The organism is Exiguobacterium sp. NPDC077395 (assembly GCF_050269125.1).
Classification (GTDB): domain Bacteria; phylum Bacillota; class Bacilli; order Exiguobacteriales; family Exiguobacteriaceae; genus Exiguobacterium; species Exiguobacterium aestuarii_A.
Genome location: NZ_JBNNHU010000001.1, coordinates 1161743 through 1175320, shown reverse-complemented (window position 1 = coordinate 1175320; position 13578 = coordinate 1161743). Strand labels below are relative to the sequence as shown.

The window sequence follows — 13578 nt, the reverse complement described above, 5'->3', positions numbered from 1 at the left end:
AACAGGAAAATGTTCGAGCTGAGCGACTTCTAACGCATCGAGAAAAGAATGAACGAAATAATTTAGTTGACGAAACTCTACTAACAAATTCGGACAAGCCCATTTTGCACGTATATGAGCGCCCACCACAACGGACCATGTGCACAGATTTATTTACTCCAACTTGATGAAAGACGCTTAAACACCACTCAAAATCATCGCATCGCTCAGTATTCTCCAAAACCTTGTTCATATCATTGAAAAGGGAGCTGCTGTTCAAAGCATCTGTTTATCTTTTATACACTCTTACCATTTGCATATCGAGTGAAATTATCGAGAATTGCCTGCCAGCCTTGTCGTTGCAATTCAACCGGATTCATCGATTCTGTATCAAATACCTCGATCACTTTCGTCTGATTCCCTTCTGAAGCAAATGAAATTCTAACTCTCCGTTCATCGTCAAGACGATACTGAATGAGCTCATTTACTTTAACTTCTTCATACACTCCTTCAAAATCAAAGCCCATGCTCTGATCTTTTGCTTCCATCCGACTACGAAACTTCCCACCGATCCGTAAATCGTTTTCCGCTTCGGTCGTATGCCAATCGTCAGACGCATGATTCCATTGTTTAATATGATCTGGGTCTGTCCACAGTTTCCAGACAGTGTCGATTGGTGCATCGACGAGCGCTGATATCGTCACTAAATTTGATTCCATGATTCGTTTCCCCTTTATTCTACATTTTTCTAATCAATCACGAATGCGCTGCCCCTCCTATATGACGAACGCAACATGAGATTACTTCCCTATCGGTCACATCATCTCCTGCTCTCCCTTAATATCGGTAACCAAAAACCCTGAATGGCACGCTAGCACGAGTGCGCATTCAAGGTTCTTATCATTTCATCATCGAAATTTAGCTCTTGGCAATCCCAAGCATAAATCCGGCAACGACAATTAAGCCAATTCCCATAAAGACATAGACGCGTTCTTTTGTCGTCTTCTCCTCTTTTAAGAGGTAGATCCCACCGAGTGTCGCCACGACGACGTTCAATTGAGATAAAGCGAATGAAGTCGCAATCCCCACTTCTCCGCTCGAGACGAAGAGACCGAAGTTCCCGATCCCCCAGGCAATCCCGGCTAAAATATTCTTGAACGTACGTGAATCGATTTTCTTGACGTCCTTCTCACGAAGACTGAAGAGAAGTGCTGCGATGAACATCCCGACCGATTGTGGAAGAATCGCGGTGATGCCTTCTACTTCAAAGTAGTTCGTCAAGACCGCATACGTGACGTAACCGATACTTGAAACGAATAAGACGAGTAACCCCTTCTTCAACGCACCGGCGCTATCTTTGTCTTTTTTCTGTTGATACGAAGTCATCGTCGCCCCGATGATGATCAAGACGAGCGCTGAAAATCCTAACCATAGCTCTGTCGTCGTCTGCCAGTCCCCGAGCACGATGACCCCAAAGAGTGATGTTCCAACGAGCTGCATTCCTGTACTGATTGGCATCGCTTTGGAGACGCTTAGGATTTGGAACGATTGGAACTGCAAATATTGACCGAGCGCCCAGAACGCCCCTGAGATAAATCCGGTCACGATGGCGAGTGTCGTGAATTCCGGTCGGAATACGAGGGCAATCACGGCCGCCATGATCATCGCCCCAATGGTCGTTCCGATTAACTGCTGAATCGGTTTTCCTCCCACTTTCGACACGATAAGTGGGATACTTCCCCACATGAGTGCCGGTAAGAGTGCCAAAAGAATCATTTCCATAAAGCACACCTGCTTTCTTAATATAACGTCTAACATGAAATTCCCACGTCTCCAATTTTATAAACCTAAATTGCAAAAGGGAATTGCCATGTCGAATACTACGATGATATAATGATTTCGAACGGGGCATTAGCTCAGCTGGGAGAGCGCTACGCTGGCAGCGTAGAGGTCAGGGGTTCGAGCCCCCTATGCTCCATTAATCTGTCACATCTCTTAAGAGATGTGACTTTTTTATTGGTATGGTGCGATTCAACCTTTATATGAACGGGTAATGAAAGATAGACTTTTTCATACAAGGGGGAATTTTGATGGAACGCACATCTGTAGAAGAAACATTGGCGAGCGTGATTGAATGTATGCGCGCTTGTAACCATTGCTTCTCAAAAAGTTTACAAGAAGAAGATTTACACATGTTCACTGAATGCATCCGATTGACACGTGAGTGTTCCGACATCTGTTCGCTCGCATTGAAAGCCTTAGAAACAGATTCGGCCTTCTCTAAACCAATTGTCGCCTTGTGCGCACAGGTTTGTGATACATGTGCCGTCGAATGTGGCCGTCACTTGCATGACCACTGTCAGGCTTGTTCAAAAGCGTGCGAGCGCTGTGCCGAAGCTTGCCGTACACTCGTCGCCGCTTAAGCACGACATTCGTCTAACTTTCTGTTAGACTTTTTTTATTGCAAAAGAAAGAAGGTAAATTATGAATCATACCATTCTCGCTCTCGATGTGGAGACCGCTAATCGAGATAGCCGTAGCATCTGCTCAGTCGGGTGGAGCATCCTGCAAAATGGAGAAGTCATCGATACTGATCAACGACTCGTCAATCCAGAGGAAGATTTTGATATGGGGAACATACGGGTTCATGGCATTCGTCCGAGTGACGTATGGGATGCCCCTGCGTTACCGGAAGTACTTGCCTCTCTTTACCCGATTTTACGAGAAGTCGACCTCGTCATCGCACATAACGCCTCATTTGATATGGGTGCCTTAAGAAAGGCAATTGTGAAATATGATCTATTCGATTTCCCTACAATTGAGTACGGATGCACTGTCAAATTGTCACGTAAACTGTATCCTGGACTCCCGAACCACAAGTTGAACACGATGGCAGAATACCTGAACGTGCCTTTTATTCATCATGATGCAGCAGAAGACGCTCGCGTATGCGCTCTACTCATGCGTGATATGATGCAGAAAACCGGCATTACAAGCCCGAGAGAGCTACATCGCTATACGTCAGTCAAAACAGGAACACTCGCATATTAAACCGGTCATGAGCCCATGACCGGTTATTTTTTGAAAATCCATCGTTTTTGGACATAGTAACTGACAAAAAAGAGAAAGCTGTCGACGATAATTTTTAGGATGACTTCTCCTTGTCTAAATAAAAGAAAAAGAAGATAGACCAACAATGCCGAGGTTACCATCTGGAGAACGACGAGCGAAAAATATTTGGAAAGTGATCGTCGCGCTTTTGAATGAAAGACGACTTTCCGATTGAGGAAATAATTGAATAGAGAGGAGATAATTCGAGCGATGACCGTCGCGATGACGACGTGAGCCGTATCGAAGTACGGTGATAATAAAAAGATAAAACCTGCATACATCCCAACGTCGACAAGAAATGAAGCGACGGACGATGCCGAATACATCAAAAACATACGATAGATTAAAATCGAATCTAAAATCGGTCTAAAATGGGATGAAATGTTTTCGTTTTCATATACCGTCTGGATGGTCGTCTGTTGAATCGGAACCTGTAACCGCTTTGTGAACGTCAGCATATTCATCTCGAACTCATATCGATTCCCTGGAATGTCAATCAGTTGTCGTGCGTATCGCATCGGGATGGCACGAAGTCCTGTCTGAGTATCTTTTAACTTCAATCCACTCCCGATCAACATGACGAGTCGTGTCGCCTGATTGCCGAATCGACTTCGGAGCGGAATCTTGTCCCCACTGAAGTCACGGCATCCCATGATCAGATGATGCGGCTTACTCACTCCCTCCTCATACACATTGACGACGTCCTCAGGTAAATGTTGTCCATCGGCGTCAACCGTGATGACACCTAACTTGTCGGGATAGGTCTCTGCAATATGCCGCAATCCAGTCTTCAGAGCTGCCCCTTTTCCTTGATTCTGTTCGTGCGTTAGCACTTGGTCAACAAATGATGCCACCTTTTCAAATATGCCTACCGTCGACTCATCACTACCGTCATTGACCACAACGATGGTCGAAAACCCGCTCGCCCTCAGTCTTTCCACGAGTGTGACGAGTGCATCGTCAGGGTTGTAGGCCGGAATCAAAATTGTATACGCTTGGCGTGTTTCTACTTCTTGCACTTGCATCGCCACCCCTCCTTCAATTCCCTTATACCCGAAGCAACGGATTCGCATTCTCAATTAAAAAATGCACCAGTCCTGAGACTGATGCATGAACTCACCCGATAAAGATCAAGTATGACGAAACAAAGTACACGACAACGACGAGCAGCGAAGGAATGACGTAACGTACCTTCGACGTGACATTTTGTCGGAGAACGCTATACATGACGAGAATCGATAGAATCGTAATCCCGACCGCCGACACAAGGTGTGAAGTCGATACGTCTGCCAAAATCGAACCATTACGATAGAACACGTCCGACATGGCGATAATGAGCATGTTGAAGATGTTACTTCCGAGAATCGAACCGAATGCCAAGTTGACGTTTCGAAGTTTGAGCGCCATAAACACGGCGACCGCTTCAGGTAATGAAGTTGATGCGGCAATCAAGAAGCTCCCGACGAAACTAGAACCGAGTCCTGTGACGACGGCGATTTGGTCTCCTGTGATGGAGAGTGCCGTCCCGGCTGCCATGATGACGACAGCGGCAATTAGAAACCCGAATCCAGCTCGTTTCAATGTGATATCTTCATACTTACTGACGACGACCTCTTCTTCCACTTCATGCTCAGCGACCGGCTCTTTCGGTTGCTTCCCGATATAGTAAATCCCAATCCCGTAAAGAAGGGCAATTAAAAGTGCGTCGACACCAATTCCGATGAAGGTCATATCGACTCGGACAATCAAGGCGATCAATGTCGTCACGGTCAGCAACAGACCAAGTCCTGCCGTGTATAGATGATCACGGCTCGCATAGTTGAAGAGTTGCTTTTGACGGAAATACAGGTCGAACATCGCTAAAATAAAGATATTGAACAAGTTAGACCCGAGCATGTTTCCGATGGCGATGTCTGGATTGTCAATCATGACCGCTGATATACTCGTCGTCACTTCAGGTAGTGACGTCGCTCCCGCCAGCAAAACGGTACCGACGAGCATCCCGCCCATTTTTGACTTTTCCGTCATGACATCGGCGTATGTGGACAACTTGATTGCGGCATAGACCGTGATGGCCGCAGCTAATAAGAAATAAACAAATACCATTTTTTCTCCTCCTTGGGTAAACAAAAAAGACCTTTTTATGGACGACAAAAACGCCCATAAAAAGGTCTTGCGGACTTGTAAAAGCTCGATGGACCGAGTGCATGCACACTGTAATGACGACCCATCGACCACGATTGTGGTCGCTACTCCCCTTTTTATCTTCCTTTTGACTATAGCACGAACCTACCTAGTTGACAATCGAGCGACGCATGAGCGTGACAAAGTCCGATGCGTCCATAGCCGTTCGATAACCAAGTTCTTGCATCGCGGCTACCTGAGGCGGTCGCATCGGATAAGTCCAACCCGCTCGCTCTAGTTGCTGTCGAAACGACTCAATCTCTTCTTCATCCACAGCCGTACGAGCAACAATTTCCTTTAATTCATATGCAGTTTGACAGAGTGGTGCTGCCTCTTGGACCCATTCATCTTCGATAAAATGAGTGAGAATCGATTCAAAGAGTCGTGTCACTTTTTGATCTTTTTTATTTTTTTGACCATAAAATAAAGAATAAAGCTCCTGTTCATACAAGCCAATGAGATCTGTTGAACTATGAAACGGTTCGAATGCATGTAATAACTGATGATAGTACCAAGACTGGTCTCGCATCGGGCGTTTGAAACGTTGCCACACTATCATTCCTTCCATCTCTAAATCATAGCGGATGGAACGAAGATTATGTAGCTTATCTGCCACGAGGAGTGCGACCTCATCGAATTGAAGTGATGAGATGTGCTCAAGAGTCATCTGTTTTCGTTGTTCCCATGTTTGATCGCGGTTCTTCTCAGAAACGGCAAGTACAAGGCGAAGTACGTCCGGACCAAATCTAGTCAAGATTTCTTGAGGATCCGTTTTCGTATCCTCAATTAAATCGTGTAAAAGTCCTGCTGCAACGACCGTTGGTGGTTGGTGATCCGTTTCGAGCAACAATGCAACAGAAAACGGGTGTGACAAATATGGAATCGATGACCCTTTCCGGTGTTGCCCTCCATGGCGAATCGATGAAAAGCGTAGCGCTTCTTCTACAAGCGGGTTCATGTCACTTACCCCCTTCTTCCGGATGAAAACTCTTCTAATACTTACCCGGAATTAGGCATAAATAACCTAATATCTTTCTTAAAATAGGTATATAGTCGTATTACTCTTCGTAAATCATTTTCTTCGTCATCCCACCATCGACGACGAGATTGTGACCATTGACAAAGTCGTTGTTCCGATCAATCAGATACCGTACTGCTCGGACGATGTCATCCGCTTCGCCGACACGGCCAGACGGATGCTGACGATGGTCGACTTCACGTAACGCTTCGTCTGATGTATGAATCCAGCCCGGGCTAATCGCATTCACAGTTACCGGTCGATCACTCAATGAGACGGCAAGTGAATGTGTCAAACCGACAATTCCGCCTTTAGAAGCCCCATACGCATCCCAATGCGGTTCGTTTTGCATAGCACGTGTCGATGCCATATTGATAATGCGACCATATGACTCGTCTTTGTTTAATTCCAAAAAGTATTTCGCACAAGTAAACGTTCCTACTAGATTGACGTCGATGACTCGTTTGAACGTATCGATTTCAAGTTCGTCAATCGGTTTGACGAGAGAGGCGATCCCCCCGTTGTTAATCAACACATGGGCATGTCCAAAACGTGACCTTAGGTCTTCGAATACACCCTGTAGCTCTTCCGTCTTGCCAAGGTCAACTTGGTAAAAGGACATCCCTTTTATATCCGGGTCTTCACCGATGTCCAAGCCCACAACTTCATATTGATTTGCGAATTCCTTTGCGAGCGCATAACCAATCCCTTGCGTAACACCTGTAATAATCATAACGTCTTTCATCTGTTCATCCCTCCTAGATGAATGTATACCCGAAAGTGGCTTACTCAGTCCACAGTTTACGATTTGAGGTCGTGATGACACTTGCCCCAGCAGCAAGGGCCGCATTCACTTCTTCCGTTGTCTCAATCAACCCTCCCGCAAATACAGGTATACCTGTTCTCTCCTGGACTAGGCGGATATACTTCGGCACGATTCCAGGTAGCACCTCGATGTAGTCTGGTTTTGATCGTTCAATATGCTTGATGCTCTTTTCCAACGATGTCGAGTCAATTAAAAACAACCGTTGCACCGTCAACACATGATTTTGTTTTGCCCGTACAATCACGTTCCCTTTCGTCGAGATGATTCCAAACGGTCGATACGTTTGACAGACATACTCAGTTGCAAATTCATCCGCTTTCATTCCTTGAATTAAGTCCATATGAATAAAGACTTTTTTCTGATGCTTTTCTAATAATTTGAAAATAGGTTCTAATCGACTCATATGAATTTCAAGTAAAACTCCTATTTCAAGTTCACTCGATAAAAATCGTTCTAAATCGCGCATATCACGTATCGCCGGCAAGATTGATTGACCTTGTATCATCCGATATTCCTCCTGTCTTCTTCCCATTATGCCGACAGCTATTTTCATAAATCAAGGTTTACTCATTCAATATAGCGGGAAAGTAATATTAACTTGTGTAGAGGGGGATTTTAGCATGGTCAATGAAGTCACTGTAAAAGTTGAGACACCGACACCGGAGCAACATCAGTCGTTGCGTGTGAAGGCGGGGATGCCTCGACGCTCAGATGAAAGTACGGTCAAAGGACTCAAGAACACGCTATTTGGCGTCTGTTTATATTTAGATGATGAGATTGTCGGGATGGGGCGTGTCGTTGGGGACGGCGGAATGGTCTTTCATCTAGTCGACATCGTCGTCGATCCAGAATGCCAAGGACTGGGTCTTGGTAAATTAATCATGGAGAATTTAATGGAGTGGATTTTAAAAGAGGCAGATGAGACGGCCATTGTCAGTCTAATTGCCGATATTCCTGCGGATGGCTTGTATCGTCAGTTCGGCTTTGATTATTCACGTCCAGAATCAGTCGGTATGGAGTATCAGTGGAATCAACTAGAAAGTTAACACACTTCAACGAAGGAGATGACTTATGGATGGTTTGAACATCATCGTGTTGCTCGGACTGGCGCTCACGCTTATCTCCGTCTTCAGCCTCCTGATTGAACGTCTATACTTTCCAAGCATTTTAGCGTTTATCGCCATCGGTGTTGGGGTCGGTTTTTTCTGGGACGGAAACGAAGTATTCAAAATTGCCGGTGAAATCGGAATCATCCTTTTATTTTTCCTTCTCGGGTTAAAGTTTCCGTTACGCGAATTGTGGAAGCGAATGCGAAAAGTATGGAAAGCAGGCGTATTAGACATCGTCCTATCGTTCGGTGTCTCATTCGGAATCGCCTTGTTGTTTGGTTTAGACTTTCCACGTGCCTTTTTGATTGGTGCCGTTCTTTACGCGACGAGCTCTTCGATTTCAGCAAAACTACTTGAGCGTCATTCCGAAAAACATGAAGATATTAAAGAATTCGTCCTTGCTCTACTTATTTTTGAGGATATATTCGCACCACTGTTATTGACGATTGCGCCATTCATCATTCAAGAGGAACCGGTCGCCATGACAGATATCGGGAAAGTATTCGCCGGATTTCTGATTTTCGGGGTATTATTGTTTATCGGATCGAGCTTTGTGTCGAAACAACAGAAGTTCTCGAAACACCTTTTACGTCAGGATGATGCGAGTATCGGGCTCATCGGACTCATTCTATTCTTCGCCGGAATCGGTATGGTATTTGGTCTATCTGAGATTTTAGGAGCATTCATTGCCGGAATCATGCTTGCGGATATCCATGACGTTCGTCCGCTCAAACGTTTGACGGTACCCGTTCGTGACTTATTTCTCCCAATCTTCTTCATTTCATTTGGGATTTCAATCAACTTGGAGAAGGGTGTCATCGTTAACACCTTATTCTTTGTATTGATTGTTTGGGGGGTCTTGTCGAAGTGGATTGTTGGTCGCGTCGGAGGAAGAATTTACGGGTTATCTCGTGTCCAGGCGAACGAGGCTGGTTTTTCTCTCGCTCCACGTGGCGAGTTCTCCATCCTGTTTACCGCCCTTTCAAACGGGGCCATCAACTTGTTTGTCGGTCTTTATATTTTCGTGTCAGCCATCGTGGGAATCATTTTATTCCGGTTCTCAGAATACTTGGCCGAAAAGACGGAAAAGACGCTCACAAAAGTATTACCAGAAAAGAAAAACGAAGAGTGAACAGGCGAACCGAATTTTCGGTCCGCCTGTTTTATCCTCTCATTCATTCTTTACTGCCTTTTTAGCATGTCGTTTTTTTCGCCAGAAGAGGTACCCAATCATACCAATCAGCAACAGAGCGTAAATTGTATAAGAATAGGCATCTAGATAGGCAAGTATATCTTGCCAGTTCTCACCGACCTTCATTCCGACCAAGACCAAGATTGTGTTCCAAATCGCTGTTCCAGCAGTGCTGAGAAGCAAAAATTTTAAGAATGGCATATTCGACATACCTGCTGGAATTGAAATGAGGCTTCGAACGACCGGCATCAATCGGCCAAAGAATACCATCCACCCTCCGTACCGATCGAACCAGGCATCTGCCTTTTTGACGTCTTGAATATCAAGACGTATCCACTTCCCATATTTCTTCGTCCACTTCTCAATTTGCTCAACATCAAATAACAGACCTAGTCCGTATAATAAGACTGCTCCTAGTATGGCTCCAACTGTCGATGCCACGATGACGAGCGTGGTGGACAAGTTCGTCTTTACGGCAAAAAAACCACCAAAGAGTAATACGACTTCAGAAGGGATTGGCGGAAAAACGTTCTCAATGAAGATCATGAACGCAATTCCTATGTATCCGTACTGTTCAATAATCGAAATCATCCAATCACTCATTATTGATGCCTCCATTCCCACACATTATACCCATCCTTTCTAATCGATAACCGTTGAGACATGCTACACTTATGAAAAAAGAGGAGTTGATTGAGTTGGAAGAATTATTTCGTTGTCCGTGGTGCGGGTCTGATCCGCTATATGTCCGTTATCATGACGAGGAATGGGGCAAACCTGTCCATGATGACCAAAAACATTTTGAATGCCTGACGCTTGAGAGTGCACAGGCTGGACTCAGCTGGATCACGATTTTAAGAAAGCGTGAAAACTATCGCTCTGCGTATGCGAATTTCGATGTAAACGAAGTAGCACGTTTTTCTGAAGAAGATATCGAAAGATTGATGACTGACAGTGGCATCGTCCGGAACCGACGAAAAATCGAAGCATCCATTAATAACGCGAAACAGTTCATAAAGATACAAGAAGAGTTGGGTTCATTCGATTCATATATCTGGTCATTTGTAGACAACGAAACCATCATCAATGCATGGGATAGACTTGACGAGGTCCCCGCTACGACAGAATTGTCTGAGCGATTGAGTAAAGACTTAAAACGACGTGGATTCAAATTTTTAGGTCCGACCACGGTATATGCCCACTTACAAGCAACCGGTCTCGTCAATGACCATCTTACCTCTTGTGCATTTCGATAAGTTAAGACCAGCTATCAAAAAAATCTTTACATCTCCCCTATTGTTGTGACAATATTTTGACAAAGTGATACTCTATCACTGAAAGCGTTTTCATTTTATTTATCTTTCGGGGGGATGTTGATGAACGGAATTTTAGTGTCCATTGTCGTTTACATGGCACTGATGGTCTTACTTGGGATCATCGCGTATCGAAGAACAAGTAGTATTGGCGATTATATGTTAGGTGGACGAGCACTTGGTCCCGGCGTTGCAGCCTTATCGGCCGGCGCGTCTGACATGAGTGGATGGCTCTTGATGGGCTTACCTGGCGCGATGTATGCAACGGGAATCTCAAGCGGTTGGATTGTCATCGGGTTGACAATTGGCGCCTATTTAAACTGGTTGTTGGTCGCTCCAAGATTACGCATTTATTCTTACATATCGGATGATGCGATCACGATTCCAGACTTTTTTGAGAAGCGGTTCAAAGACTCAAAAGGGTTGTTACGTTCCTTTTCTGCGGCCGTCACCCTCATCTTTTTCACGTTGTATGCGACGAGCGGGTTCGTTGCAGGTGGTCGACTATTCAATGCCGTCTTCGACATCGAATTCGTAACGGGAGTCATTATTCTCGCCTCAATCATCATTTTGTATACGTTCATCGGTGGATTTCTAGCCGTTAGCTGGACAGATTTTGTTCAAGGACTCATCATGCTTTTCGCACTCATTTTTGTACCGGCAATCGCCATCATGGCGACAGATGGTGTGTCGAACGCATTAGACACGGTTCGGGACATCGATGAAGCGTTACTCGACCCATGGACGGGTCAATCGCTCATTGGAATCATTTCTTTATTTGCATGGGGACTCGGCTATTTTGGCCAACCCCATATCATTGTTCGTTTTATGGCAATCGGGAAATTAGAAGACATAAAAACGGCACGTCGTATCGGAATTTCATGGATGGTTTTCACCGTCGTCGGGGCGATGGCGACCGGATTGTTTGGACTTGCCTATTACACGCAACAAGGACTGACAATCGATAATCCTGAAAATATTTTTATTAACTTATCGGATCTATTGTTCCCTGATTTAGTCACAGGTGTATTATTAGCGGCTTTACTCGCTGCCATCATGTCGACGATTTCATCACAATTGCTCGTCTCATCGAGTGCCGCGACAACAGACTTTTACCAAAAATTCTTCCGAAAGGACGCAGGAGACCGCGAACTCGTCATGGTCGGGCGAATCACAGTTATTCTCGTATCGGTCGTATCAATTGTCCTTGCGCTCGATGCAGATGACACAATCTTGAACCTTGTCGGCTATGCTTGGGCAGGATTCGGTTCATCGTTTGGACCGCTCATTCTATTTAGTCTTTTCTGGAAACGGACGACTCGTCAAGGCGCTCTTGCCGGGATGTTGACTGGTGCATTTGTCGTCATCCTTTGGAAGAACTATGCTGCTTCACTATTTGGAACGTTCGGAACACTCTATGAGATGATTCCAGCATTCTTCTTGTCTGCACTCGCCATTTATGTCGTTAGTTTGATGACGCCTCCGCCAAGTGAGGTCATTCAACGTGAATTCGACCAAATGCGTGACATGGTGAAAGAACATATTAAATAATCTTCTTGGCAGGTCTTCTTGACCTGCCATTTTTATGTACAAGGAGTTTTATAGATTTTTAACGAATACTATATATATTGAGATTAATTCCATTTTGAAAAGGAGATTTTTGATGAAACCCTTTAAAACCATCTCTCATCTCACATTCGCTACAAGCCTGATTCTGTTATTCGGTTGTGGTCAATCTTCATCAACTAATCAAGAACCCCCAGTTGAAACCGAAGAGCTAATCGTCGAGACACCTGTAGAAGAGCCCCCTTCCGAACCTGAGCCAACCGTCACGACGGCATCCATCTATGCTATTGGTGATGTATTGCTACACGATTCGGTATACAGCGCAGCCCGTGTCAATGACGGATATGATTTTGACACTTCTTTTGAACAAGTCGCGCCGATTTTAGAACGAGCGGATATCGCAATCGCTAACCAAGAGAGTATGATTGGCGGGAGCGAAATTGGGTTGTCGAGCTATCCGGCTTTTAACAGCCCATTTGAGATTGGCGATGCTTTGCAACGTGCCGGGATTGATTTAGTCACGACGGCGAACAATCATACGCTAGATCGCGGGGTTCGTGCGATTGAGAATTCGATTGGTCACTGGAATGAAATCGGAATGCCTTACACCGGTTCCTTCTTATCTGCTGAAGATAAGGCAAACATCCGTACATTGACCGCGAACGAGATTTCCTTTTCCTTTTTAGCCTATACGTACGGAACGAACGGCGTAATTCCAAAACAGCCATACCACGTCAACTATATCGACCTCGAGCAAATGCGCCCTGAAATCGAGAAAGCAGAACAAACTACCGATTTGACCGTCGTATCCTTACATTTTGGAACAGAATATGAAACGTTACCGAACGAAAGTCAGACTGAGCTTGCTCAAACTCTTTCAGACCTCGGTGTCGATATCATCATCGGTCACCACCCACACGTCCTACAACCACCGAAGATGCTTGAGGGAGCTGATGGCAATCAAACATTCGTCGTGTATTCACTCGGTAACTTCCTATCTGGACAACAAGGCGATGATCGGAATACGGGTGGGATCATCGGAATTGACGTTGTCAAAACGACCGAAGACGATGTTTCAACGTTCGAATTGAAAAATCCGATGTTTTATCCAACATTTACACAGAAATCATCAGAAGGACATTATGAAATCGTCCCGTTACAATCAGCAAAACCCGAGCTCTTCTCTCCTGTCAGCGAACATATGTCGCAATGGTTACCAGAGCTTACAATCGAACAATGATGACCACGAATATCTTTCGTGGTCATTTTTATTTTCAAAA

Annotated in this window: 15 protein-coding genes and 1 tRNA gene; 8 read left to right on the top strand and 8 right to left on the bottom strand. The window is 44.9% G+C overall.

What is annotated here, in order from left to right; genetic code table 11:
- Nucleotides 1-275: 275 nt before the first annotated feature.
- Both ACQKD4_RS06025 and ACQKD4_RS06020 read right to left on the bottom strand, forming a co-directional pair.
- Nucleotides 276-698, bottom strand: a complete 423-nt coding sequence (locus ACQKD4_RS06025) for an SRPBCC family protein (protein WP_427372746.1) — start codon at nucleotides 696-698, stop codon at nucleotides 276-278.
- A 199-nt stretch (nucleotides 699-897) separates the two neighbouring features.
- Nucleotides 898-1761 carry a GRP family sugar transporter gene (locus ACQKD4_RS06020; protein WP_427372745.1) on the bottom strand — a complete coding sequence of 288 codons (864 nt, stop codon included), beginning with the start codon at nucleotides 1759-1761 and terminating at the stop codon, nucleotides 898-900.
- A gap of 123 nt (nucleotides 1762-1884) precedes the next feature.
- On the opposite strand from ACQKD4_RS06020, the gene ACQKD4_RS06015 reads away from it, so the two are divergent.
- The 3 genes from ACQKD4_RS06015 to ACQKD4_RS06005 all read left to right on the top strand — a co-directional run bounded on the left by ACQKD4_RS06015 (nucleotide 1885) and on the right by ACQKD4_RS06005 (nucleotide 3030).
- Nucleotides 1885-1957 (top strand) — tRNA-Ala (locus tag ACQKD4_RS06015).
- 112 nt (nucleotides 1958-2069) lie between these two features.
- The gene (locus tag ACQKD4_RS06010) at nucleotides 2070-2402 is read left to right on the top strand and encodes a four-helix bundle copper-binding protein (RefSeq protein ID WP_427372744.1); all 333 of its coding nucleotides are present in this window, start codon (nucleotides 2070-2072) and stop codon (nucleotides 2400-2402) included.
- A 61-nt stretch (nucleotides 2403-2463) separates the two neighbouring features.
- The gene (locus ACQKD4_RS06005; RefSeq protein ID WP_427372743.1) at nucleotides 2464-3030 is read left to right on the top strand and encodes a 3'-5' exonuclease; all 567 of its coding nucleotides are present in this window, start codon (nucleotides 2464-2466) and stop codon (nucleotides 3028-3030) included.
- 23 nt (nucleotides 3031-3053) lie between these two features.
- On the opposite strand, the gene ACQKD4_RS06000 is transcribed toward ACQKD4_RS06005, so the two are convergent.
- The 5 genes from ACQKD4_RS06000 to ACQKD4_RS05980 form a co-directional block, all read right to left on the bottom strand.
- Nucleotides 3054-4115 (bottom strand): glycosyltransferase, encoded by a 1062-nt coding sequence (locus tag ACQKD4_RS06000; protein ID WP_427372742.1) that lies wholly within the window; start codon nucleotides 4113-4115, stop codon nucleotides 3054-3056.
- 91 nt (nucleotides 4116-4206) lie between these two features.
- Entirely contained in the window at nucleotides 4207-5196 is a 990-nt protein-coding gene (locus tag ACQKD4_RS05995) for a sodium:calcium antiporter (RefSeq protein WP_224861247.1), read from the bottom strand.
- Between the two features lie 187 nt (nucleotides 5197-5383).
- The gene (locus tag ACQKD4_RS05990) at nucleotides 5384-6232 is read right to left on the bottom strand and encodes an HD domain-containing protein (RefSeq protein ID WP_427372741.1); all 849 of its coding nucleotides are present in this window, start codon (nucleotides 6230-6232) and stop codon (nucleotides 5384-5386) included.
- 100 nt (nucleotides 6233-6332) lie between these two features.
- Nucleotides 6333-7037: an SDR family NAD(P)-dependent oxidoreductase gene (locus ACQKD4_RS05985; RefSeq protein ID WP_427372740.1), complete on the bottom strand. Its 705-nt coding sequence runs from the start codon at nucleotides 7035-7037 to the stop codon at nucleotides 6333-6335.
- A gap of 40 nt (nucleotides 7038-7077) precedes the next feature.
- Nucleotides 7078-7623 carry a glycerol-3-phosphate responsive antiterminator gene (locus ACQKD4_RS05980; protein WP_427372739.1) on the bottom strand — a complete coding sequence of 182 codons (546 nt, stop codon included), beginning with the start codon at nucleotides 7621-7623 and terminating at the stop codon, nucleotides 7078-7080.
- A gap of 115 nt (nucleotides 7624-7738) precedes the next feature.
- Here ACQKD4_RS05980 and ACQKD4_RS05975 point away from each other — a divergent pair, with 115 nt between their 5' ends.
- Nucleotides 7739-8164 carry a GNAT family N-acetyltransferase gene (locus tag ACQKD4_RS05975; RefSeq protein ID WP_427372738.1) on the top strand — a complete coding sequence of 142 codons (426 nt, stop codon included), beginning with the start codon at nucleotides 7739-7741 and terminating at the stop codon, nucleotides 8162-8164.
- A 25-nt stretch (nucleotides 8165-8189) separates the two neighbouring features.
- Entirely contained in the window at nucleotides 8190-9359 is a 1170-nt protein-coding gene (locus ACQKD4_RS05970) for a cation:proton antiporter (protein WP_214874462.1), read from the top strand.
- Between the two features lie 39 nt (nucleotides 9360-9398).
- Here ACQKD4_RS05970 and ACQKD4_RS05965 read toward each other — a convergent pair whose 3' ends face one another.
- Nucleotides 9399-10022: a DedA family protein gene (locus ACQKD4_RS05965; protein WP_427372737.1), complete on the bottom strand. Its 624-nt coding sequence runs from the start codon at nucleotides 10020-10022 to the stop codon at nucleotides 9399-9401.
- Nucleotides 10023-10117: 95 nt separating this feature from the next.
- Between ACQKD4_RS05965 and ACQKD4_RS05960 the strand changes: the two genes are divergently transcribed.
- The 3 genes from ACQKD4_RS05960 to ACQKD4_RS05950 all read left to right on the top strand — a co-directional run bounded on the left by ACQKD4_RS05960 (nucleotide 10118) and on the right by ACQKD4_RS05950 (nucleotide 13538).
- Nucleotides 10118-10675: a DNA-3-methyladenine glycosylase I gene (locus ACQKD4_RS05960; protein WP_427372736.1), complete on the top strand. Its 558-nt coding sequence runs from the start codon at nucleotides 10118-10120 to the stop codon at nucleotides 10673-10675.
- Nucleotides 10676-10795: 120 nt separating this feature from the next.
- Nucleotides 10796-12283: a sodium/proline symporter PutP gene (gene putP / locus ACQKD4_RS05955; RefSeq protein WP_427372735.1), complete on the top strand. Its 1488-nt coding sequence runs from the start codon at nucleotides 10796-10798 to the stop codon at nucleotides 12281-12283.
- Between the two features lie 112 nt (nucleotides 12284-12395).
- Nucleotides 12396-13538, top strand: coding sequence for a CapA family protein (locus ACQKD4_RS05950; protein ID WP_427372734.1), 1143 nt, complete (start codon nucleotides 12396-12398; stop codon nucleotides 13536-13538).
- Nucleotides 13539-13578: the final 40 nt, after the last annotated feature.